This is a genomic window from Mesorhizobium sp. WSM4844, from assembly GCF_055811775.1.
Map to the genome: position 1 here is coordinate 16,653 of NZ_JBVVQB010000006.1, position 23,544 is coordinate 40,196.

General features: G+C 61.9%; 20 protein-coding genes. 13 read left to right on the forward strand and 7 right to left on the reverse strand.

What is annotated here, in order from left to right:
* Window positions 1-25: 25 nt before the first annotated feature.
* From AC0L2A_RS07400 to AC0L2A_RS07415, 4 genes are all read left to right on the forward strand, one after another.
* Window positions 26-1,000, forward strand: coding sequence for a sialic acid TRAP transporter substrate-binding protein SiaP (locus AC0L2A_RS07400; RefSeq protein WP_027151856.1), 975 nt, complete (start codon window positions 26-28; stop codon window positions 998-1,000).
* A 79-nt stretch (window positions 1,001-1,079) separates the two neighbouring features.
* A complete protein-coding gene (locus AC0L2A_RS07405; RefSeq protein WP_023798555.1) occupies window positions 1,080-1,652 on the forward strand; it encodes a TRAP transporter small permease in 573 nt (190 codons plus the stop codon).
* Between the two features lie 3 nt (window positions 1,653-1,655).
* Window positions 1,656-3,062, forward strand: coding sequence for a TRAP transporter large permease (locus AC0L2A_RS07410; protein WP_473490153.1), 1,407 nt, complete (start codon window positions 1,656-1,658; stop codon window positions 3,060-3,062).
* The gene (locus tag AC0L2A_RS07415) at window positions 3,059-4,108 is read left to right on the forward strand and encodes an L-idonate 5-dehydrogenase (protein WP_473608160.1); all 1,050 of its coding nucleotides are present in this window, start codon (window positions 3,059-3,061) and stop codon (window positions 4,106-4,108) included. The genes AC0L2A_RS07410 and AC0L2A_RS07415 overlap by 4 nt, the downstream gene beginning before the upstream one ends.
* A gap of 242 nt (window positions 4,109-4,350) precedes the next feature.
* On the opposite strand, the gene AC0L2A_RS07420 is transcribed toward AC0L2A_RS07415, so the two are convergent.
* From AC0L2A_RS07420 to AC0L2A_RS07430, 3 genes are all read right to left on the reverse strand, one after another.
* A complete protein-coding gene (locus AC0L2A_RS07420) occupies window positions 4,351-4,647 on the reverse strand; it encodes a hypothetical protein (RefSeq protein WP_473608161.1) in 297 nt (98 codons plus the stop codon).
* 304 nt (window positions 4,648-4,951) lie between these two features.
* Complete coding sequence (locus AC0L2A_RS07425) at window positions 4,952-7,555, reverse strand: TRAP transporter permease (RefSeq protein ID WP_473608163.1); 2,604 nt, start codon at window positions 7,553-7,555, stop codon at window positions 4,952-4,954.
* Between the two features lie 72 nt (window positions 7,556-7,627).
* Window positions 7,628-8,611, reverse strand: a complete 984-nt coding sequence (locus tag AC0L2A_RS07430) for a TAXI family TRAP transporter solute-binding subunit (RefSeq protein WP_473608164.1) — start codon at window positions 8,609-8,611, stop codon at window positions 7,628-7,630.
* 117 nt (window positions 8,612-8,728) lie between these two features.
* On the opposite strand from AC0L2A_RS07430, the gene AC0L2A_RS07435 reads away from it, so the two are divergent.
* Entirely contained in the window at window positions 8,729-9,601 is an 873-nt protein-coding gene (locus tag AC0L2A_RS07435) for a MurR/RpiR family transcriptional regulator (protein ID WP_198032801.1), read from the forward strand.
* A 12-nt stretch (window positions 9,602-9,613) separates the two neighbouring features.
* Here AC0L2A_RS07435 and AC0L2A_RS07440 read toward each other — a convergent pair whose 3' ends face one another.
* On the reverse strand, window positions 9,614-10,936 hold the full coding sequence (locus AC0L2A_RS07440; RefSeq protein WP_473608166.1) for an aspartate aminotransferase family protein: 1,323 nt from the start codon (window positions 10,934-10,936) through the stop codon (window positions 9,614-9,616).
* 94 nt (window positions 10,937-11,030) lie between these two features.
* Between AC0L2A_RS07440 and AC0L2A_RS07445 the strand changes: the two genes are divergently transcribed.
* Window positions 11,031-11,888 (forward strand): beta-keto acid cleavage family enzyme, encoded by an 858-nt coding sequence (locus AC0L2A_RS07445; RefSeq protein ID WP_473608167.1) that lies wholly within the window; start codon window positions 11,031-11,033, stop codon window positions 11,886-11,888.
* Window positions 11,889-12,000: 112 nt separating this feature from the next.
* A complete protein-coding gene (locus AC0L2A_RS07450) occupies window positions 12,001-12,276 on the forward strand; it encodes a hypothetical protein (protein WP_198032602.1) in 276 nt (91 codons plus the stop codon).
* Window positions 12,277-12,360: 84 nt separating this feature from the next.
* On the opposite strand, the gene AC0L2A_RS07455 is transcribed toward AC0L2A_RS07450, so the two are convergent.
* Window positions 12,361-13,047, reverse strand: coding sequence for a N5-glutamine methyltransferase family protein (locus tag AC0L2A_RS07455; RefSeq protein ID WP_473608168.1), 687 nt, complete (start codon window positions 13,045-13,047; stop codon window positions 12,361-12,363).
* Window positions 13,048-13,418: 371 nt separating this feature from the next.
* On the opposite strand from AC0L2A_RS07455, the gene AC0L2A_RS07460 reads away from it, so the two are divergent.
* Entirely contained in the window at window positions 13,419-14,093 is a 675-nt protein-coding gene (locus tag AC0L2A_RS07460) for a LuxR C-terminal-related transcriptional regulator (protein WP_091593852.1), read from the forward strand.
* Between the two features lie 67 nt (window positions 14,094-14,160).
* Here the strand turns inward: AC0L2A_RS07460 and AC0L2A_RS07465 are convergent, their stop codons facing one another.
* The gene (locus tag AC0L2A_RS07465; RefSeq protein WP_473608169.1) at window positions 14,161-15,912 is read right to left on the reverse strand and encodes a PAS domain S-box protein; all 1,752 of its coding nucleotides are present in this window, start codon (window positions 15,910-15,912) and stop codon (window positions 14,161-14,163) included.
* Between the two features lie 246 nt (window positions 15,913-16,158).
* On the opposite strand from AC0L2A_RS07465, the gene AC0L2A_RS07470 reads away from it, so the two are divergent.
* Window positions 16,159-16,899: a helix-turn-helix transcriptional regulator gene (locus AC0L2A_RS07470; protein ID WP_473508436.1), complete on the forward strand. Its 741-nt coding sequence runs from the start codon at window positions 16,159-16,161 to the stop codon at window positions 16,897-16,899.
* A gap of 119 nt (window positions 16,900-17,018) precedes the next feature.
* Here the strand turns inward: AC0L2A_RS07470 and AC0L2A_RS07475 are convergent, their stop codons facing one another.
* Entirely contained in the window at window positions 17,019-17,321 is a 303-nt protein-coding gene (locus tag AC0L2A_RS07475; RefSeq protein WP_473608171.1) for a DUF982 domain-containing protein, read from the reverse strand.
* 216 nt (window positions 17,322-17,537) lie between these two features.
* On the opposite strand from AC0L2A_RS07475, the gene AC0L2A_RS07480 reads away from it, so the two are divergent.
* From AC0L2A_RS07480 to otsB, 4 genes are all read left to right on the forward strand, one after another.
* Entirely contained in the window at window positions 17,538-18,599 is a 1,062-nt protein-coding gene (locus tag AC0L2A_RS07480) for a glycosyltransferase family 4 protein (RefSeq protein WP_473608172.1), read from the forward strand.
* A gap of 42 nt (window positions 18,600-18,641) precedes the next feature.
* Window positions 18,642-20,804: an amylo-alpha-1,6-glucosidase gene (locus AC0L2A_RS07485; RefSeq protein ID WP_473608173.1), complete on the forward strand. Its 2,163-nt coding sequence runs from the start codon at window positions 18,642-18,644 to the stop codon at window positions 20,802-20,804.
* Between the two features lie 152 nt (window positions 20,805-20,956).
* The gene (locus AC0L2A_RS07490) at window positions 20,957-22,717 is read left to right on the forward strand and encodes an alpha,alpha-trehalose-phosphate synthase (UDP-forming) (protein ID WP_473608174.1); all 1,761 of its coding nucleotides are present in this window, start codon (window positions 20,957-20,959) and stop codon (window positions 22,715-22,717) included.
* Window positions 22,714-23,475 (forward strand): trehalose-phosphatase, encoded by a 762-nt coding sequence (otsB, locus tag AC0L2A_RS07495; protein WP_473608175.1) that lies wholly within the window; start codon window positions 22,714-22,716, stop codon window positions 23,473-23,475. The genes AC0L2A_RS07490 and otsB overlap by 4 nt, the downstream gene beginning before the upstream one ends.
* The last annotated feature ends 69 nt before the right edge of the window (window positions 23,476-23,544 follow it).

The window sequence follows — 23,544 nt, forward strand, 5'->3', positions numbered from 1 at the left end:
CAATCCATTCACAGGGAGGAATATGATGTTGAGGAAATACGCCGTTCTGCTCGGCACGATCGCCGCAATCGCTCTGCCCATGGCTTCGGCCTCTGCACAAACCGCGCTGAAATGGGCCCATGTCTACGAAACGTCCGAACCCTTCCACACCGAGTCGGTGTGGGCGGCAGAAGAGATCAAGAAGCGCACCGACGGCCGCTATACGATCGATGTCTTCCCGGCTTCGCAACTCGGCAAGGAAGCCGACATCAACCAGGGGCTGACGCTCGGCACGGTCGACATCATCATCTCCGGATCGAGCTTCGCCGCCCGCGAATACCCGCCGATCGGCGTGACCTACTTCCCGTTCACTTTCCGCGACGCGGATCACCTGCTCGCTTACACCAAGAGCGACAAATACAAGGAGTTGACCGCCGGCTTCGAAGAGGCCTCCGGCCATCACATCACGGCGACCACCTACTACGGCACGCGTCACACGACCTCCAACCGGCCCATCGAGAAATGCGCCGACATGCAGGGCCTGAAGATCCGCGTGCCTGATGTGCCGGCCTATCTCGCCATGCCGCGCGCCTGCGGCGCCAACACCGCGCCGATCGCCTTCGCCGAGGTCTATCTCGCCTTGCAGCAGGGCACGGTGGAAGCGCAGGAAAACCCACTGACGACGATCGACGCCAAGAAGTTCTACGAAGTGCAAAAGCACATTATCCTGACCGGGCACATCGTCGATCATCTCAACACGATCGTGTCGCAATCGCGCTGGTCGCAATTGTCGGACGAGGACAAGGCGATCTTCACCGAGGTGATGCAGGAAGCCGCCGCGCGAGCGACAAAGATCATCGTCGATCGCGAGAAAGCCCTGGTTGAAACCTTCAAGGAGCGCGGTCTCACCGTCACCGAAGTCGATCGCGCCGATTTCGAAAAGAACGTGATGGAGAAGGTGACGTTCGACGAGTTCGGCTACCGCAAGGAGGATTGGGAGGCGATCCGCGCCGTCAAGTAACCCGCATCGATCCGGGCCTGGCGCGACAAGCGCGTCGGGTCTGTCGAGCCCGCTGTCCAACAGTGCCCGGAGCTTGCCGATGACCCAAGAGGTCCACACCCAGGTTACCGCAGAAGAACTGGCGCATGCCTTCGAGGAAGAAGCGCCGCCCATCGATCTGTCGCGATACGCGGTGGAGGACTGGGTCACGCTCGCCGTGTTCTGGGGCATGTCGTTCTGCGTGTTCCTGCAGTTCTTCACGCGCTACGTCATGAACAACAGTTTTGCCTGGACCGAGGAGATCGCCATCAACTGCCTCGTCGTCGTGGTCTTCCTGGGCTCGGTGATGTGCACGCGCACCACGCGCCACATCCATGTCGACGTGCTCTATCACTATCTCCCCGCTGGGGCGGGGCGCTACCTGGCGCTCGCGGTCAATGTGATTACCATTTGCTTCTTCGCCTACATGTCCTGGCTCCTCTGGCGCTATGTTGGGATCGTCCACCGCGAGCGGATGGTCACCATCAACCTGCCGCGCAACGTCGTCTTCTACGCCGTCTTCGCCGGTTTCGTGCTGATGATGCTGCGCGCCATCCAGGTCTTCATCGGCAACATTCGCCGCGGCTATTCGGCGCTGGAGCGCCCCGCCGCGTTCGACGGATTGGGGGAATAGGCCATGCTGCTTCTGATCGGAGCCTTTCTCGTCCTGATGCTGATCGGCGTGCCCGTCGCTGTGTCGATGGCGGTGTCGTCGCTGCTCTATCTCGTCTTCTATGGCGTGGCGCCCGACATCATCGCCGCGCAGCGCATGATCGCCGGTGTCGAGAGCTTTCCGCTGCTTGCCGTGCCGTTCTTCATCTTCGCCGGCAATCTCATGAACATCGCCGGTGTCACCGGGCGGATCTATTCCTTCGCGCTGGCGCTTGTCGGCTGGATGAAGGGCGGCCTCGCGCAGGTGAACATCATCGGATCGGTGGTCTTCGCCGGCATGTCGGGGGCTGCCCTTGCCGACGCCGCCGGCATCGGCACCATCGAGATCAAGGCGATGAAGGACCACGGCTATCCCGTCGAGGCGGCGGTCGGCGTCACCGCCGCCTCCTCGACGCTCGGCCCGATCTTCCCGCCGTCGCTGCCCTTCGTCATCTACGGCATGATGGCCAACGTCTCGATCGGGGCGCTGTTCATGGCCGGCATCCTGCCCGGCGTCGTCATGACAGCGCTGATGATGGTGACGGTCGCGATCTTCGCCCACCGCCGGGGCTGGGGTTCGGACACGCCGTTCAAACTGAACCGGCTCGCCGCCGCCTCGATCGAGGTTGCCGTCGTGTGCTGCTTTCCGCTGGCCGTTTATGTCCTTGTCCAGACGGGACTGTCGCTCAACATTGCTGTTGGCATCGTGCTCGTCATCCTGATCGCCTGCGACTGGTATTTCGACTTTTCCGCCGTCATGGCGCTGATGACACCGATCATCCTGATCGGCGGCATGACCATGGGCTGGTTCACCCCGACCGAAGCGGCCATGGCCGCCGTCATCTGGTCGTTGTTTCTCGGGCTCGTGCGCTATCGGACGATGACACTCGCAGCCCTCGCCAAGGCCAGTTTCGACACGATCGAGACGACCGCGTCGGTCCTCTTCATCGTCACCGCGGCATCGATCTTCGCCTGGTTGCTCACGGTCAGCCAGGCGGCGCAGCTGTTCTCGGTCTTCATCACATCGCTGACCGAAAACAAATGGGTGTTCCTGATCCTGGTCAACATCCTGATGCTGGTCGTCGGTTGTTTTCTCGACACGATCGCCGCCATCACGATCCTTGTGCCGATCCTCTTGCCGATCGTGGTTCTCTACGGCATCGATCCGGTGCATTTCGGTCTGATCATGACGCTCAACCTGATGATCGGTCTGCTCCATCCGCCGCTCGGCATGGTGCTGTTCGTCCTCTCGCGGGTCGCAAAACTGTCGGTCGAGCGTACGACCATGGCAATTCTGCCCTGGCTCGTGCCGCTGATCGTCGCGCTGATCCTGATCACCTTCGTCCCCGCCATCACGCTGTGGCTGCCGACGCAAATGGGGCTGATCCGTTGATCGACAGTGCAATCGCAGCGACGCTGTTTGGCCCCGAGGATCTGCGCGTCGTCGAGCACCCGCTCGGCCTCCTCGCGCCCGGAATGGTGCGCGTGCGCTTCGGCGCCGGCGGCATCTGCGGTTCCGACCTGCACTATTTCCGCCATGCGCGGACCGGCGATTTTGTCGTCACATCGCCGCTCGTGCTCGGTCACGAGGTCGCCGGAGAGATCGTCGAAATCAACGCGGACGCGCCAGGACTTGCCGTCGGTGATCGCGTGGCGGTCAACCCGTCGCGCTGGTGCGGACAATGCGCCCGATGCGCGGAGGGCCGCGCCAATCTCTGTGAAAACATCTATTTCATGGGCTCGGCGTCGAAAACGCCGCACATGCAAGGCGGTTTTGCCAGCCTGTTCGATGCCACGCCGGCGCAATGTGTCAAGGTTCCGCATGCTGTCGCCTACAAGGCGGCGGCGCTCGCCGAACCGCTCGCCGTCAGCCTGCATGCCGTGGCGCGGGCCGGCGACATTGCCGGCCGCAACGTCATCCTGATCGGCGCCGGCCCCATCGGGCTCCTGACCATGCTCGCCGCCAGGCTCAAGGGTTGTGGCGAGCTCACCGTCGCCGACATAGCCGAGGCGCCGCTCGCCTTCGCCAGCAAACTTGGAGCAAACAGGACGATCAACCTGTTCGGCGGCGACGACGAACTTAAGGCGCTCGCGGCCGACAAGATGATCGATGTCGCGTTCGAGATTTCAGGCACCGCCGCCGGTCTCGCAGCTGCGATCGCCAGCGTCCGGCGCGGCGGCACCGTCGTTCAGGTCGGCAATCTGCCGGGTGGTCAGATCCCGGTGACCGCCAATGCGGTGATGGCCAAGGAAATCAATCTGAACGGCACGTTTCGTTTCGGCGCGGAATTCAACGAGGCGGTCGACCTCATCGTCAGCGGGGATATCGATGTCCTGAAGCTGGTGACCGCCGAACGGCCCCTCGCCTCAGCCCGCGATGCGTTTGCCCTGGCCGCCGACCGCTCGCAGAGCGTCAAGGTCGTGCTGACCGCCGATTGAGGCGTTTTCCCGGCGCCTCCCCATCAGGGGTCGGTTCCGGTAGGGCGAAATGGCCCTCTAAGCGTTCTGCTCCTTCGGCCACGAAGTAAGCGATGTGCTGCTCACACAAGGGCGGAATATTTCCATCGCTCGGTATCAACTACCATCAGCGGCAGAGCGCTATGACAACTGTGCCGACACCGGACTGTCTACTTGGCCGAAAGTGGCTACTCCGCAATGTCCCTTTGCATCGACATCTCGATCTATTGCCACGACTCCAGTTCGGTATTGTGTAGCTCAATCAAGCGCTCGCACCCGCCAAGCTCCTTCGATGTGCTCATGGCCCAATCTTTCGCCTGCTGCTCAGTTAGAGACAGGCTTGGGTCTCCGCTCTGCGCCAACAGCGACAAGTTGGCCCCCTCCAACCTACCGATCGACATTTCGACATCCTGATAAATCTCTGTCTCAGGGCCGCAGCCTTGCCTCTTCAAATAGCCGAGAAACTTCGGCCTCATCGGGGCAGGTTCGGCACCACAGTATTTTTCGGCAAGCGCATACATTGCTAGCGCGTAGCAACCGACACCGATAAACAAGACAAAGCGATCGCGCTAATAATGCGAAACATGCAATCTCCTCAAAGAAGAGCAAATTACGCTAAACCCCGAGGTGTCCGCAATCGGCCGTCGGGGTCTTCTCGGACGACAGCAATAAGTCGATGCCGTCTACTAGGTGCCCGTCCAATCAACGTTGTACGGCGGAAACCGGCCATATCCCCGTCGTGTGAACGTTGCCATGGCGCTTGGCGCGTCATTCGCCCCCCTACCGGAATCGACCCCCCACCAACTGTTGTCAACCGCTCCAGTCTCAGCCGGCCGGCCCGGTTTCCTTCCTGTCGGCCTGCTTGCGCGCCCGCGCAAACTGCAGCCCGGCGACGCCGGCCGTCGCAGCGAGCGCCAGGCCGATCGGAATGAGGCTCGATGGCTGGTCGGCCTTTCTGAGCACCGCCACCACGTCATACCCGACATCCAGCCCGATGCGCTTGGCGTAGGATCCGAAATCGACATTGCTGATCATCAGCGCGTCGCCCGCTTGCGTGATGGTCAGGCCGATGCCGCGCAGCCGCTCCAGCGGCTCACCCGGATCGCCGAGCGGCACATTGACGGTCTTGCGGACATCTTCGCCCATGAGGTCGACGCCCTCGACAACGAAATTGATGCGGCCATCGGCCGGCGTCTGCGCCACCGCCGACAGGAACTCGCTCGCCGGCAGTTCCTCGTAAGGCGGCGACACCTGGTTGAGCCACCAGTCCGGCCGAAACAGCGTGAAGCAGATGAGCAGCAGCGCCGCACTTTCCCAAAGCCGGCTTCTGGTCACGAACCAGTTCATGGTCGCGGCCGAAAACAGCAATATTGCGATCAGCGACACCGTCGCCACCCAGATCGTCTGCGGCCAGGTGTCGACTCCGATCAGCAGCATCGCCGGATTGAAGATGAAAACGAACGGCAGGATCGCAGTGCGCAGCGAATAGAGCGCGCCCTGGAAACCGGTGGCGATCGGATCCTCCTTGGAAATCGCCGCCGCCGCGAACGCTGCCAGCCCGACGGGCGGGGTGATGTCGGCCATGATGCCGAAGTAAAAGACGAACAGGTGGACCGCGATCAGCGGGATTGGCAGTCCGGCCTGCGCGCCGAGATCGACCACGACCGGGGCCATCAGCGTGGCGACCAGAATGTAGTTTGCGGTGGTCGGGATGCCCATGCCGAGCACAAGGCTGATCGCGGCGATGAGGATCAGCATCAGGATGACATTGCCGCCGGAGATGAACTCGACGAGTTCCGTCATCATCAGGCCGAGACCGGTCAGCGTGATCGTGCCGACGACGATGCCGGCGGTGGCCGTGGCGATACCGATGCCGATCATGTTGCGGGCGCCGAGCGCCAGCCCGTCGATCAGATCGTCCCAGGCAGCCCGCACTGAGGCGGCGAGATTTTCTTTACGGAACACCGCCATCAGCGGCCTGCGGGTAGCGACGATACCGAGGATTGAAACGGTCGCCCAGAACGCCGAAAGACCGGGCGACATCTGCTCGACCATCAGGCACCACAGAAGCACCGCGATCGGGATGAGGAAGTCGAGCCCGGTCCGCGTGACGTCCCAGGCGCGCGGCAGTTCCAGGATTGGCGCGTTCGGATCGTCGAGCGCGAGATCCGGATAGCGCGAGGAATACCAGACCGAGGCGACGTAGAGAGCGACGCCGGCGATTGCGAGCACCGGCGGCGCGGCCCCACCGAAGACAGCCTGGATAGCAACAATGCCGTAATAGACGATACAGACGGCGAGAACGCTGCCCGACAGTCCCAGTCCCATCCGCAGCATCCGTTCTCTTGCCGGCGTCGGACGCTGCGGGATCGTCTTCAGGCCCATCTTTATCGCTTCGAGATGAACCATGTAGAGCAGCGCGATATAGGAGAAGACCGCCGGCAGCAGCGCGTGCTTGACGATCTCCGCATAGGGAATGCCGACATATTCGACCATCAGGAAGGCGGCCGCGCCCATGACCGGCGGCATGATCTGGCCGTTGATCGAGGCTGAAGCCTCGATGGCGCCCGCCTTGACGCCGGAAAGGCCGGTGCGCTTCATCAGCGGGATGGTGAAGATGCCGCCTGAAACCACGTTGGAGACGGACGAGCCGGACACGACGCCGTTGAGAGCCGATGAGACCACGGCGACTTTCGCCGGGCCGCCGCGCAGGTGGCCGAGCAGCGCGATGGAAATCTGCATCATCCAGTTGCCGGCGCCTGCCTTTTCCAGAAGCGTGCCGAACAGGACGAACAGAAAGACGAAACTCGTCGACACGCCAAGTGCAATCCCGAAGACGCCTTCGGTCGTCAGCCATTGATGGTTGAGAAACTTGGTGAGCGATGCGCCGCGATGCTGAATCACGTCCGGCATGTACTGGCCGGCAAAGGTGTAGAAGATGAAGACACACGCCACGACCACCATCGGAAGGCCGAGCGCACGGCGCGTCGCCTCGAGCAGCAACAGGATGCCAACGGTGCCGGTCACCAGATCGAGCGTGGTCGGCTGGCCCGGCCGTCCGGAAAGCACGACGTAAAAGAGAAAGAGGTAGGCGCCGGCAAATCCGCCGGCCACGGCCAGCACCCAGTCGAGCAGCGGCACGCGATCGCGGGGCGAGGATCTAAGCGCCGGATAGGCGAGAAAGGTCAAGAACAGCGCGAAGCCGAGATGGATAGCGCGCGCTTCCGTGTCGTTTAGAATGCCGAAGCCGAACACGAACGGCAAAGGCGAAGCGTACCAGAGCTGGAAAAGCGACCACGCGACTGCAACCCAGAGCAGGATTCGCCCGACCGTGCCAACCGGATGCCGGCCACCCGTGTCGGCCTCCGCGACAAGTTGTTCGAGCTCTTCGAGATCGACGCCGGCCGGTTGTGCCTTCACTTCGCTCATGACGTCGTCTCCTGTTGCGGATGGCCCCGGCGGATCAGCTGGACCCGCCGGCCCGTCGTCAGGTCACGAAGCCTACTTCAACCAGCCCTTCTCCTTGAAGTATTTTTCGGCGCCCGGATGCAGCGGCGCGGAATTTCCTTCCGCCACCATCTTGGCGGGATCGAGATTGGCGAAGGCCGGATGCAGCGACTTGAACTCGTCGAAGTTCTCGAACACCGCCCTGGTCAGCTGGTAGACGCTCTCATCGGGAACCTTGGCCGAAGTGACCAGCGTGGCGAGCACGCCGAAAGTCCCGGTATCGTCGGGATTGTTGGCGTAGAGCCCGCCCGGGATCACCGCCTTGGCGTAGTAGGGATTTTCTGCAACCAGCTTGTCCACGACCTCTCCAGTCAGCGGCACCAGCTTCGCGCCGCAGGTTGTCGTCGGATCCTGGATGTTGGCTGAAGGATGGCCGACGCCGTAGAAGAACCCGTCGATCTTGCCGTCGCAGAGCGCCGGCCCGTGCTCGTCGGCCTTCAGCTCCGATGCGAGCGAAAAGTCGGCCAACGTCCAGCCCATCGCACCGAGCAGACGCTCCATGGAAGCGCGCGTCCCGGAACCGGGATTGCCGACGTTGAAACGCTTGCCCTTGAAATCCTCGAACTTCGTCACGCCGGCATTGGGATGCGCCAGCACCGTGAACGGCTCCGGATGGATCGAGAAAACCGCGCGCAGATCGGTATGGGCGCCACCGTCCTTGAACGATTCCAGCCCCTTGTAGGCGTTATACTGGACGTCCGACTGGGCCATGCCGAAGTCGAGTTCGCCTTCCTTGATCGTGTTCACGTTGAATGCCGATCCGCCGGTCGATTCGACCGAGCAGCGGATGCCGTGTGTCTTGCGATCCTTGTTGAGCAACCGGCAGATAGCGCCGCCGGCGGCATAGTAGACGCCGGTGACGCCACCGGTCCCGATGGTAACGAAATTCTGCTGCGCCATTGCGCTGGCCGAAAACAGCAGCGCCGCCGACAAGGCGGCGATCTGCGCTCCGAGGCGTGCAGTCCGGGCATGTTTCATCTGGTTCTCCCTTGGTACTTTGCGTGCCGTCGCGGCCGTCCGGTGTTTTGGTGTCAAGGCACGTCGATGCATGCTACGATTGTTGCGCTTTATCAATCAAGGGAAATGCTTGTTACAATGGACAGTCGGGAGATGGGTTTCGACGCGCTTTTGGCGCGCATACTGACCGAACTCCCAAAATTGAGCTCGGAACTGCGCAAGGCGGCGCGTTTCCTGGTCGATCATCCCGACGAGGTGGCGCTGGTTTCCATGCGGGTGCTGGCGTCGAGATCAGAGGTGACACCGACGACCTTCGTGCGACTGGCGCGGCGACTGGGTTTTGGCGACTGGGCGGCGCTGCGCAAGCCGTTCGAAGACCGGCTGCGCTCCGGCAAGGCGCCTTTCGCGGCAAGGGCCGATGCGCTTGTCAGGCGCAGGTCGGAGACGATCTTCGCCGAATCGCTGAGGACGACGGTGGCCAATCTGGCGACGGCCGAAGCCGTCAACGGCAGCGAAGAAATCGCAAGGGCCTGCGCGATACTGGAGAAGGCTCAGCGCATACGTGTCGCCGGGTTCCGAAGCTGCCGCGCGCCCGCCCACGCGCTTGTCTATCTCTGCCGGATGTTTCGGCGCGAGATCACGCTGCTCGGCGGCGACGGCGGTGCGATCGAGGCGGAACTCGCAGCGCTCGGAAAGAAGGAAGCGGTCGTCGCGATCGGCTTTTCGCCCTATTCGCGAGAACTCGGGCCCGTGGTGGAGGCTGCGCAACGACACAGCGTTCCGATTGTCGCGATCGTCGACAGCATGGCTGCTCCGATCGCGCGGCATGCGCAGGTTGTCTTGCGATTCTCTACCGACAGCCCGTCCTTCTTCCCGTCGGTAGCCGCAGCCATGGCTATCGTGGAAGCGCTGGCCGCAACGATGCTGGCGCGCAGCGGGCCGGCAGCCGCGGCTCGTGTCAGGGAGACGGAATTGGAGCTACAGGCGTTCGGGGCCTATCTGCCGGAATGAAGAGCGCTGGCGCTATGCCACTGCAGCGTCTATCGCGTCGCCGAGCCGTTCAACAACCGCGTCGATTGCCACGGCGTCTATGATGAAGGGCGGCGCCAGCAACACATGATCGCCGCGCACGCCGTCGATCGTGCCCCCTGCGGGATAGACCAACAGGCCGCGCGCCATCGCCTCGCGCTTGATCTTCGCATTGAGCTTCCGCTTCGGTTCGAAGGGCGCCTTGGTCGAGCGATCCTCGACCAGCTCTACACCCATGAAAAGGCCACGGCCGCGAATGTCGCCGATATGGGCATGGTTGCCGAACCGTTCGCCCAGTCGCCGCGAAAGATGCGCTCCCATCGCCCGGACATTGGCAAGCAGATCGTCGCGAGCGATCACCTCCTGGACGGCGAGCGCCGCCGCGCAGGCCATCGGATGGCACATATAGGTGTGGCCGTGCTGGAAGAAGCCGGAGCCTTCGGCGAACGCGTCGAAGATGCGGCGCGAAAGCAGCACCGCACCGATGGGCTGGTAGCCTCCGCCGAGGCCTTTGGCGATCGTCATCAGGTCGGGCGCGACGCCGTCCTGCTCGCAGGCGTGCAGCGTGCCGGTGCGGCCCATGCCGCACATCACCTCGTCGAGGATGAGAAGCACACCGTAGCGGTCGCAGATTTCGCGAACGCGTCTGAAATAGCCGGGAACCGCGGGCACTGCTCCTGCTGTCGCGCCGACCACAGGTTCCGCGACGAAGGCCATGACACTGTCCGGACCGAGTTCGAGGATTTTATCCTCGAGCGCCTGGGCGGCGCGCAGTCCGTAGGCCGCCTCGCTCTCACCGGCTTTCTGGTAGCGGTAGGCATAGCACGGGTCGATGTGATGCGTGTCGATCAGCAAAGGGCGGAATTGGGCGCGGCGCCACTCATTGCCCCCGGCAGCGAGAGCGCCGAGCGTGTTGCCGTGATAGCTCTGGCGGCGGGCGATGACGTTTCGCCGTTCTGGCCTGCCGGTCTCGACGAAAAACTGCCGTGCCATCTTGAGCGCCGCCTCCACCGCTTCGGAGCCGCCGGACACGAAGTAGGCGTGGCTGATACCTTGTGGCGCGCCGGCGACGAGCTTGTCGGCCAATGTCTCGGCCGGCTCGTTGGTGAAGAAGCTGGTGTGGGCATAGGCGAGCTTGTCGGCCTGCGCATGGAGCGCGGCTGTCACCTCGGGATGGCCGTGGCCGAGGCAGGAAACCGCCGCACCGCCTGACGCGTCGATATAGGCACGGCCATCGCGGTCGAACAGTTCGATGCCCTTGCCGCCCGCCGCGACGGGCAGGCTCGCATGGATCTGGCGGTGCAGGATGTATGTCATGCCTTCCCCGATTGACGATGGCGCGATTTGCAGCGAACCTATCATGCAACATATGTTACACACTGCGCAATACTGAAACAATTGGACTGAGCTTATGACCGCCAACAGGGACGTGACCGGCTCCGGACTTATCGCACCGACGGCAATCGCCGTTGCGCCGAATGGTGGACGGCGTGGCAAGCAAGACCACCCTGCCCTGCCGATCGGCCCCTGGGAATTGGCCCGGACCGCCGCCGCCTGCCTCGAGGCGGGCGCCGCCATGATCCATACCCATGTCCGCGACCGCGACGGCGGCCATTTGCTCGACGCGCACGCTTATCGCGAGACGACGAAAGCGATACGTGATGCGGTGGGCGAGCGGCTGATCATCCAGATCACCAGCGAAGCGATCGGCCGCTACGAGCCGGCCGAGCAGATGGCGGTGGTGCGCGCTGCCCGCCCTGAGGCGGTTTCGCTGGCGCTGCGTGAACTGGTGCCGGACGCTGCCCATGAGACCGATTTCGCGCAGTTCCTGGCGTGGTTGAAAAGCGAGCGGATCGCCCCCCAAATCATCCTTTACGCGCCCGAAGAGGCGTCGGCCCTGGCCGCCATGCAGCAGCGAGGTCTGGTGCCTTTCGACGACATCCCGGTGCTCTATGTGCTCGGCCGCTACACGCCGGGACAGGTTTCGCGACCGGCCGATCTGCTGCCCTTCCTTGCGCAGGACCGGCCGCGCTTCGCGCATTGGATGGTCTGCGCCTTCGGTCGGCAGGAAACCGCTTGCGTTACGGCCGCTGCGCTGCTGGGCGGTCATGCCCGCGTCGGCTTCGAGAACAATTTTACCCTGGCCGACGGCACGACTGCCAAGGACAATGCCGCGCTCGTAACAGCGACCAAAGGCGCTCTGACTGCTTGCGGCGTCAGGATCGCCCAAGCCGACGACCTGCGCGCTGCTTGGTCGATCCGGGGCTAACCCTCGCCCGCGCGCCTCGTCGGTTCGTCACATTTGTCGAAAATCTCTTTGCTACGCTGCAACCGAACTTTTTGGCTGACGTTAAGGTTGCAACGGCGCTGGGGAGGCCTTTATGCAGACGTATCTCGTCGAACAAATGGAGGGCGATGACGTGATTACGGTGCGTGTCATCAACGCGCCGAGCCCGTTCAAAGCCGCCGCCATGTCGACAGATCGACATGTTACGCTGCGAAGGTGGGAAAAGGATTGGATCCGAGTAACCGACGAGAACCGGGGACACATCTTTGCATACAGCTTTGTCTCCGACGCAAACCCAGACAACAGCGGGCTTGTAATAGCACCGAATAAATCAAGAAAAGCCCAAAAAGCTGATCAGGGACGCGAGTAAGCGCCACCTTTTTTGCTTTTTGCTGGAGCGCGCCAGAAGCGTGAACACCGCGAATTGAGCCAGCCGTTGCGGCATGGCTGACGCTCACGGCGTAGTATGTCCCACAACCACCCTTCCCTCGCCGGCTTCGTTCGTGATGCCCCGGATCCCCTCGAAGGACTTGGAGCGCTCCAGCAAACGCATGACCTGCCGATCCTGGCCGAGACCGACCTCGAAGAGCAGGATGCCTCCGCGCCGCAAGTAGCGCGGCGCGTCCTTGATCACCCGCATATGGATGCTCAGGCCGTAGGGACCGGCTGCAAACGCTTCACGCGGCTCGAGCTCGGTCAGATGCGCGCGGTCGCCCTCGAGCCGCTTTTCCGAAATGTATGGCGGGTTGCAGACGATCACGTCGATCGTGCTGTCGAGCTCCAAGCCCGAGAAAGCACTGAACAAGTCACCCCTCAGCACCGACACGCGATCTGCCATGTCGTGATGGGCGACGTTGCGGCGCGCGACCTCGACGCATCCATCGGTGAGATCGCTCGCCCAGACTTGCGCGGCAGGAGCGTAATGCGCGATGGCGCAGGCCAGATTGCCGGCTCCGCAGCACATGTCGACAACCCGCGGCGTCGACAGGTTCATTTGCCGCAGAACATCAAGTGCTGTCGTGCCGAGCAACTCCGTCTCCGGCCGGGGAACGAGCGCACCGGGCGCGATGAGCAACTCCAGCCCCATGAAGATGGTGCGGCCTTTGCGGTAGGCTTCGGCGACACTGATCTCTTCGCTCACGACAGCTCCCTCCCTGTCTTGCCGGTCGCAGTGCCGACAATTGAGTGGAAGTTAAATCACTAAGTTCCCGATCGACAATCGAAAAACACGCCTCGCCATGGGCATTGGCGATCGCGAGCTATCGGCATCGTCTCAAGGCGTTGGCACATGGTCCTGGAGAATAGGAGCGGAAGATTCGACGTGTTCAGCGCCTCTCGTTGACAGGGTTCAAAAAAAGAGGAGCCTTACCTGCCTTTTAGGATTATATTAGCAAGCTGGGCTTGCGGTGTTGGGGCACCGCTGGCGTTGACTGGATGAATTGACGAGTGATTGGCCACGACTCCAAAGGCCGGTGACCGTTCAATCCATGCAGGTTTCGTTGGGGTAGTTCAATGTATCGAATCGTCATCGCCGACGATCACGGCCTGTATCGTCGTGGCCTGCGCTTGGCTCTGAGCGCAGGCATTCCAGGTGTGGAGATATTTGAGGCGTCGTGTTTCGACGCCGCGCTCAGTCTGCTGGCCGAGCAGGAGTCCGTTGATCTTGCGATCCTGGACCTGAACATGCCGGGATTGTTCAATCAGGAAGTGCTCAGCGGCATTCTATCGGCTTATCCGGATACGCGATTTGCCATCGTTTCCGGAAACGATTCACGCTCGGAGATACTCACGGCTCTGTCGATCGGTCTCCACGGCTATATCGTAAAGTCGCAAAAAGACGAGGAGGTCGTCATGGCCGTCAACGAAATCCTCTCGGGCCGCATCTACGTCCCTGCACTTCTGTCGCGCCCCGGTGCTGCGCAAACAACTCACGTACCTGCTCCCGCCGAGCCTGTCCCGCAGCGACGTACCACCACCGGCAATCTTGGCAGGCTGACCTCGAGGCAAAAGGAGGTCCTCAAGCTGATGGCGGAAGGCTATTCGAACAAGGAAATCGCGCGCGATCTGGAGATCGCCGAAGCGACGACGAAAATCCATGCCGCTGCGGTTTTGCGTGAGCTTGGGGTGCGGAATCGGACGGAGGCTGCCGTTATGCTGAAGACATGGTTAACGAGGGATATCAATTAATTAGAGCGCTACGTTCTTTTGATACGCAAGGGGCGTTGTTAACGCTTCCGATCTTGGCCCGCTGGCGTCAAGGGCCGATTTCCTTGCGCGACAGCCGCAGCGAATAGCGCAGCCCGTGATCCGTCATTTCCAGCTTGGGGGAGTGACCGACAAGCGGCGCCCCATCCACTCCGATTATCATTGAACCGAAACCATGGCGGATAACTTTTAAAGGCGGCCGCCGCCGCCCTGATTCCACCCAATCGAACACGATGTCACCGCCCGCATCTTCCGATGCGAACGTCCAATTTACCTCGACCCGGCCCTTTGAATCGCCAAGCGCTCCATGTTTCAAGGAATTGGTCGCAAGCTCGTGAACAATCATCGCAAAGCTCTCGGCGGCGCCTCCCGACATCGTAACCGAGGGACCGCTGACAGATATTTCGCGTGTCCCCATATACGGTTGCAACTCCTGGGCAACGAGATCGTGAAGCATCCCCGACCCGCTGCTGTTGCCCGAAAGCAGCAGATGCGTTGCCTCGAGCGAACGAATCCTGTCGATCAGCGTCTCCTTGTACCTGGCGACATTGTTCTCGGGAGCATTGACCATGTTCACCAGTGCCGTGATCACCGGGAACAGGTTGATGAACCTGTGGCGTTGCTCGAGCATGATGCGCTCCCGCTTCTTTGCCGCGGCACGCAGCAGCGTGGTTTGCCGTCGCTCGGTCAGGTCGGCGGCCACGCCGAGCCGCTGTAGACGATCATCGTATTTCTCTTCCCTTCCGCGCAGAGCAACCCAGCGGATATGTCCGTCCGGTCGTCGGACGCGAATCTCGACGTCGTAGTTCATGACCGATGCGAGCTTTCTCGATACAGCCAGCTTTGGCCAGTCCGCCGGATGAACGACGGCCGACAGTTCCTCCAACCGGCGGCTGCCGGCGGGGGGCAGTCCGAGAATGTCCCAGAATGCGCCCGAACCGGTGACGATGCCGTCTTTAAGGTCGATCCGCCACGTGGCCAGGCGTCCAGCAGACAAAGCCAGATCCAGCCACTCCTTCTGAGCCCGAAGCGCTTCGTGCACGGCTCGTCGTCCCGAGATATCGTCGACCACAACGAAAATAGTCTCTGAGAGAACCCCGTCGGGCACGGACAAAGACAGCGTTAGCCGCGCCCAGAATGCCGAACCGTTCTTTCTTGACAGACGCACCTCCGAAGCGAACGAAGCAGAGTCTTTGCCCAGGCCAGCCAGCAATTGCGCCAAGGCATCACGGTCGTCCGGATGGACGAGTGTCTCCAGCTGCAATTGGGCAAGCTCCTCCTCCTCGTAGCCTGTCATCTCGCTGAGCCGTCTGTTGGATTGCAGCAGCTCACCTTTGTCGTTGATGTTTGCGAACCCCATGGCGGCGCGCTCGAAAGCCCAGCGATAGCGGCTTTCGGTTGCTTCGACGGCAGCGAGCCTGGCTTCGGCTACCTCCAGCAGCTCACGCACGTCCTGCCGCAGCCGATGGAATGTCATGGCAATCACGCCACCGGAAATCAGAAGCAGAATGGCGCGCGCCCAATCTTCGCCGGAGATCTGACCATGCAGGGTGCTTCGTGTCCACAAGCCGGCAGCCACCATCAGGACCGTTGCCGCAAGCGCAGGACCACGGTCTTCAAGGTAGGAAATGATAATAATAGCTGGAATAAATCCCAGGAAACTCGACCCTTCTCCGATGTATGCTGACGCTTTTGTTTCAAATATCAGCGTAGCAGCCAGCACCGATGCGGAGGCAATGTGAGTTAGCAGTCTGCCCGTTGGGTTCAAATCCGACCTGCGCGACTGCCAGTTCATCGACATAGACTACTACCTTATGACTAGGCCATCGAGACTAGAGCAAAAAACGTACAACCTAGTCCGACTGCGGGATTGCCATACCACTATCACAGCGCGCATTTTATCAAACAGGGGCGAACAGAACTCATCAGAATATAACGAGTTTCAAGACAGTAGGGAGCGCATTTTTTGCGAGCCCTGCGCAAGAAGACTGTTCGTAAATCCCGGGCGAGTTACTACGGGCTGATGGACCTTTGGGGAGGTTGGAAAATGGCTATGATCGATAGATACAGTGATGCCGTTGTGGGCGACCGGTACATCACGACAGGAACCAAGTATAACCCTGACGCGCAGGTGACGCGCCCCTCCTATGCTTATCCTTCAGCTCGTGCATCAGATCGGCCGGAGACAGGGGGCGACGAACCAAGGAGACGCAGCCTGGAATCCGTCACCGGCATGCTTGATCGCCTTGGCTGTGGTTATCTCGTACTAGACCGCGACAGAAAAGTAATCGAATGGAACGCGGCCGCTCTAACCACGCTGGAGCGCCCCACACCGGAGCGCCCCACTCTGGAGCACAAAGGCGAAGCGGCTGATACAGCCAGTGCGCTTTCGGCAGCCCTAAGGCGGCTGGTCGCAAATGTTCCGGCGCCTTTCCTGCCGGGCTCCCTTTCCTGGGTGGTGATCCGCAGCACAGGTGACAGGCCGGTGGTACTGAAAGAGAACGGTCTTATCGCCCCCGACGGAACCAGCATCGTGGCATTGCTTGGCCGTGTGAACAGGTCGGGGCCAAATCCTCAGACACTGCAAAGGATGTTTGGCTTGACGAGCGCGGAAACGCATCTGGCTCTGCGTTTGGCTCAGGGCGATGCGCCTTTGGAGATCGCCCGCAGCTGGCGGCTCAGTCGCACCACGATCCGCTCACAGCTTGCCTCGCTGTTCGCCAAGACCGAAACGAGACGTCAGGCGGAACTGGTGGCTCTTCTGGGGCGCATTTCGGTCTTGCCATAAATTTGGGGTCGGCCCAGGCGCCCGGGCATCCTGCGCACCGACGCAGATCGCCGCTGTCGCGGTGATGCTGCTCGCCAACTGGGCCCGGTCGGCAAACTGGCACCTGGGAGCGCTGGCGTCTATCGCCGAGGCGTGTATGCGCTGTCCATCTTTTCGCCGCGTATCGGCAGCGCTATGTCATCATCCAGGAGCCGGGTGATCCGGGCAAAGCCCTTAAAAGCCTTTCTTGCTTCCTCGGCAGACATCTGACCTGCCAGTGCCGCAGCGCAGCAATTCAGCGCGCATTGATACACCGGGCCGCGCCTACCTTTCGGCCAGTGGCGCAAAAACGTCATCGCTTCGCTGACATTGTCGATTTCTTCCACAGGTTCTCCGTGCCCGCGCGCAATTCGCACCGGCGTAAAGAATTCCAGGCGATTCATCTTTTCCTCCCGTCGATCGCGATGCGTTCGATCGAACCTAGTTAAATTCACGGCCAGCCAATTGGTTCCCGGCAAAAACGCCCACGGCCTTGATAACTGGCAGCGGGCCGGCTGGGTGAATCGCCAGTCATCGCCCGACTTCATGCCGTTGCGGGAACGTTCGGGAGAGTGGTGCATTTCGACATCAGCGATGGTCTTTCCGGGAAATGCCGGTCTATGAAACTAGCCCATGTGGCGCCGCTCCACGAATCCGTGCCGCCTCGGCTCTATGGAGGCACGGAGCGTATTGTCTCCTATCTGACCGAAGGGTTGGTCGAGCTAGGCCACGACGTAACTTTGTTCGCCAGTGGCGATACAAAGACCTCGGCAAAATTGGTGCCGTGTCGCGAGCGTGCGCTGCGTCTTGACCCAAGCCCGCTGAAATCCGAGACGGCCGCGCACCTTTCGATGCTTTCCGAGGTGAGGAAACGCGCTCAAGAATTTGATATCATTCACTTCCACCTCAGCCATTTCCTGCATTTTTCCTTCTTCGAGCACATCCATGAGCGGACGGTGACGACGCCGCATGGCAGGCTCGACTATGTCGATCTGGCACCGGCCTATAAGCGTTTTCCGCGCTTTCCGATGATCTCCGTGTCCGGCAGCCAAAGGACGGGGCTGGCCGACGCCAACTGGCTGGCGACGATCCACCACGGACTGCCGACCGAACTCTACAAGCCGGTTATCGAGCCGAGCCCAGGGGAGCGCTACCTCGCCTTCCTTGGCCGGATGTCGCGCGACAAGCGTCCGGATCGTGCCATTGAGATCGCGCTGCGCTCGGGGCTGAAACTGAAGCTTGCAGCAAAGATCGGCGACGACGACCGGGCTTATTTCCGCAAAATGGTCGAGCCGCTGGTCGATGGTGATCGTGTCGACTATGTTGGCGAGATCGAGGAAGACAAGAAGGCGGAATTCCTCGGCAAGGCGGCCGGCCTCGTATTCCCGATCGACTGGCCGGAGCCGTTCGGTCTTGCCGTCATAGAAGCGATGGCCTGCGGCACGCCGGTGATTGGCTGGAACTGCGGCGCCTTGCCGGAAATCGTCGATCAAGGCGTGACCGGTTTTATCGTGGATTCCATGCAAGGCGCGGTTGCCTCGGTGCCCGATTTGCTGCGGCTCGACAGGCGGAGGGTGCGAGCTGTCTTCGAAAGGCGGTTTTCTGCCAAAAGAATGACCCGCGACTATGTTTCCGCCTATGCGCGCCTGATCGGCGCCTCGGCCGAGGCAAGAGCGTCGTGAGCGGCATTACCTCGGGGGCGAAACGAGAGGGATATGTAGAGAATGGCCCAACTTGACGAGCGCCAGCTTGATCCCGCGGTAGCGCTTGCGTCCCTGGACGCAACCGCACCTCGAGAGCCGCATCGGCTGTTCGCCCTCAAGCAAGGCGATTGTTTTGCCGTGTCCGACGCCTACGGCGATATCCGCGGCGCCGGCGACGGTTTCTTCCGTGACGACACGCGAGTGCTTTCCGAATTCCGGCTGACCGTCGGCGACCGGCAGACATCGCTGCTCGGTGCGTCGCTCAGCCAGGACAATGTGCACTTCACCGCCAACCTGACCAATCTGCCGATGCAGAGCGTCCGCGGCCGGGACATTCCGCAGGGCGCGATCCATATCGAACGCGTCAGGCTGCTTTGGCAGGACCGGCTGTTTGAACGCGTCACCCTTTCCAACTACAGCCAGGAACATTCCACCATCCGCGTTTCGCTGCATTTTGCCGCCGATTTCCGCGACATGTTCGAAGTGCGCGGCTCGACGAGACTGAAGCGCGGCATGGCCCATGCTGCCAAGACGGATGCGACCTGCGTGCTGCTTCGCTACGACGGGTTGGACGGGCTGGCGCGGATGTCGGCGATATCGTTCTCGCTGGCGCCAGACCATCTGACGGGCGATCGAGCGGACTTCCTGATTGCCGTGACGAGGCGCAGCAGCAAGGTGCTGTATGTCGAAGTCGGTCCCGAAATGGCGGAAACGCCGAACCGCGATCGCTTCCGCGCCGCCGCGGCCCGGGCTCACTTCGGCATGCGGGCCAAGCGCCGCCATGGTGCTACGGTGCACAGTTCCGGACGCGTCTTCAACGATTGGGTCGAGCGCGCCCGCGCGGATGTGGCGCTGCTGACCACCGAACTTACGACCGGACCCTACCCCTATGCCGGCATCCCCTGGTTTTCGACGGCTTTCGGCCGCGACGGCGTGATCTCCGCCTTGCAGATGCTGTGGCTCAACCCGGGCTTGGCGCGAGGCGTGCTGGCGTTCCTTGCCCAGCACCAGGCGACGGAGACATCGCCGTTCAGTGATTCGCAGCCGGGCAAGATCATGCACGAGACCCGCAAAGGCGAAATGGCGGCGTTGCGGGAGCTCCCCTTCGGCCGCTACTATGGCGGTGTCGACACGACGCCACTCTACATCCATCTCGCCTGCGCCTATGCGGACCGTACCGGTGACATGGCGTTCGTCGACGGCCTGTGGCCGTCGCTCTGCGCTGCGGCTGAATGGATCGAGGAGGCGAGCCGACCGACCGGCTTCGTCACCTATCAGCGTGCCGCCGAGACCGGCCTCACCAACCAGGGATGGAAGGACAGCGGCGATTCCGTGTTCCATGCCGACGGCCGAATCCCGAAGGGACCGATCGCCCTGGTGGAGGTGCAAGGCTATGCCTTTGCGGCGTTCCGGGGATTGGCGGCGCTCGCCCGCCGCCGCGGCGAAATCGACAGGGCCGATCATTGGGAGAGCAGCGCCGAGGCCATGCGCGCCGCTGTCGAACGCCATTTCTGGCTGGACGATCTCGGCTTCTATGCCTTGGCGATCGACGGCGCCGGCGAGCCCTGCAAGGTGCGGACGTCTAATGTCGGGCACCTTCTCTATGTCGGCCTCCCCGCGCCGGCACGGGCGCAGATGGTCGCCGACCAACTGCTTTCGGCGTCCTTCCATTCCGGCTGGGGGCTGAGGACGCTCGCTGACGATGCTGTGTTCTTCAACCCGATGTCATACCACAACGGCTCGATCTGGCCGCATGACACCGCAATATGCGGCGCCGGTCTGGCACGCTTTGGCGAGCGCGAAAGCGTGATCCGGCTGATGAGCAGCACCTTCGAATCGGCTGTCCATTTCAACATGCGGCTGCCCGAACTGTTCTGCGGCTTTACCCGCGCGCCGGGCGAAGCGCCCATCGCCTATCCCGTCGCCTGCCTGCCGCAGGCGTGGTCGGCCGGGTCTGCCTTCATGCTGATGCAGGCCTGCCTCGGCCTCGAGATCGACGGCTGGGACGGCGAAATCCACGTCACCCGTCCCAGGCTGCCGATTGGTATCGACACGCTCACGCTGAGGCATCTTGGGGTTGGCACCAGGAAGGTGGATCTGACATTCCAGCGTGTCGGCGACAGGGTCGTCGCCTTTCTCGCCGAACGGCATGAGGGGTTGGTGCCACTCGTCGTGCGGACCTAGCTTGGCTTTTCGCATGGAACCAACCGCGGGGCTGCAATTAGCGGAACCGATGGCCCGTCCGAGCGTTCCGACGCACGGCAGCTGATTGGCGGCCGCCAATTCGAAAAACAAATAAAATGGCCACCGACCGGCCGGAGAAGATCGTTGTTCCCATGTCAGACTTTGGCATAGAGGTACTCTGGGTTCTAATCATTGCAAGCCTTGGCCTTTCCGCTGTTGCCCTGGTGTTCTCGATATCCCGCTGGCGCCACATACCAGCGGCCGCATCCTCCGCAGGCGATGACTTGGCTTCGGAAGCGGGTCGCACCGTGCTGCGGGAGTTTGAAAAGAATGGCCACTCGGCCGATGCAGCGCTGATCACATGGTCGCCCGACACGTTGCGCAAGATCCTGGCCGACGATCTGCCGGAGACGCAGGTGATCGTCGTATCCAACCGCGAGCCCTACATCCACAACACCAGGGATGATGGCATCGAGCTCCTGGTGCCGGCCAGCGGGCTGGTTTCGGCACTTGAGCCGATCACCCGCGCCTGTGCCGGCACCTGGATTGCGTATGGCGGCGGAACAGCGGACCGTCTCACCGTCGACGAGAACGACCGGGTCGAGGTGCCGCCCGGGAATCCGTCCTACACGCTGCGCAGGGTCTGGCTGACCGAGGAAGAATACCAGGCCTATTATCTAGGCTTCGCCAATGAAGGCCTGTGGCCGCTTTGTCATATCGCCTTCACCCGCCCGATTTTTCGCGCCTCGGACTGGCAGGTCTATGAGGCCGTCAACCGGAAGTTCGCCGATACGGTGGTTGCCGAAGCGCGCAACAAGCGGCCGATCGTGCTGGTTCAGGACTACCACTTCGCGCTCTTGCCGCGCATGATCCGTGAGCGCCTGCCCGAGGCGATCATCATTACTTTCTGGCATATCCCATGGCCCAACTCCGAAGTGTACAGCATCTGCCCATGGCGTGAACGGATCCTGGAAGGTTTGCTCGGCAGCTCCATCATCGGCTTCCATACGCAGTTTCATGCCAATAATTTCACCGAGAGCGTCGATCGCATCCTGGAAAGCCGGATAGAACGGGCGGACGCGGCGATCTCCTATGGTGGGCATCCGACTCTGGTCCACGCTTACCCCATTTCCATAGAATGGCCGGCCGAACTGCTTGCAAGATTGCCGGCTGTCGAGGAATGCCGTGCCCGTGTCCGCGAAAGATTCGGGCTGCCGGCGAACGTCAAACTGTGCGTCGGCGTTGAACGCCTCGACTACACCAAAGGCATTCCCGATCGCTTTCAGGCCTTGGATGAATTGTTTACGCGATATCCCGAACGGGTAGGCAAAGTGGTTTTCCTGCAGGTTGCGGCGCCCAGCCGCGGCACATTGCCGGCCTACCAGCAACTTCATGACGAATGCCTTCGCTATGCCGAAGAGCTCAACCAGCGCTACGGCGGCGAGAACTACAGTCCCGTCCTGTTGCTCGCCGAACATCATTCACAGGAGCAGGTCTACGAGATCTATCGCGCCGCCGACATATGCATGGTCACCAGCCTGCATGACGGCATGAACCTGGTCGCCAAGGAATTCGTCGCGGCGCGCGACGACGAACAGGGCGTGCTGCTGCTCAGCACCTTTGCCGGCGCTTCGCGCGAACTCCTGGAGGCACTGATCGTCAATCCCTATGATGCGACCATGATGAGCGAGGCGCTGCTACAGGCGTTGACCATGACGCCGGACGAGCAGCGCGAGCGCATGCGGCCCATGCGCGAGATGATCCGCGACAATAACGTCTATCGCTGGGCCGGCAGCATGCTGCTGGACGCTGCGCGCCTTCGCAAACGCGGGGTGACCGGCAACGGCGAGCGGCCATCCAACAGCAACAACGTCGTTTCCATCTTCGAGCGGGCGCGAAAGGCCGCGTCGTGACGGACCTTCGACTGCCGCTGGCCCCCGACCTGCCGGAAGGGCAATGGGCGCTTTTTCTCGATATCGACGGCACCTTGCTGGAACATGCCGCTCATCCCGACGCTGTCTTCGTCGGTGACGAACTGCGTCAGCTTCTCGGAAATATCGAGCGAAGGCTGGGCGGCGCCCTCGCCTTCATCACCGGACGTTCGGTCGCTGCCGTGGACAGACTGTTTCATCCCCTGAAGCTGCGCGTTGCAGGGCTGTACGGGCTCGAGCATCGGTTGACGGCGGACGGTCAAGTCGACATTGCCGACGCTCCGGCGGATATCGCGGCTCTTGCCGACGAGATTGAAGCCGAACTGGGTGGACGCAAGGTCTACATCGAGCGCAAGGGACCGGTCTTGGCCATCCATACCCGCGCTGCGCCGCAACTGCTTGCCCGGGCAACGCAGCTTGTCGAACAGGCACTGACGCAACTTCCGCCTGGGTACCGCGTGATTGCGGGAAACGCGGGCGTGGAACTCATGCCGCTGGAAGCCGTCAAAGGAGCTGCCATCCGGCGTTTCATGGAAATCCAGCCCTTTGCCGGCCGGCGCCCCGTATTCCTCGGAGATGACACCTCGGACGAAAACGGTTTCGAGGCAATAAACGAGGCCATCGGCATCTCTATCCGCGTGAAGCCGCGCGGGCCTACGGTTGCAAGCTTTGGTCTCGACGACGTGACCGAGGCAATAGCCTGGCTCGATGCCAATTTCGGCGCGGCGCGGGTGTCCTGATCGCGACCCCGATGATCATTGGACAGGCTCGCGCCATGCCTGATCCCATGAACGCCGATTGGTTCCGGT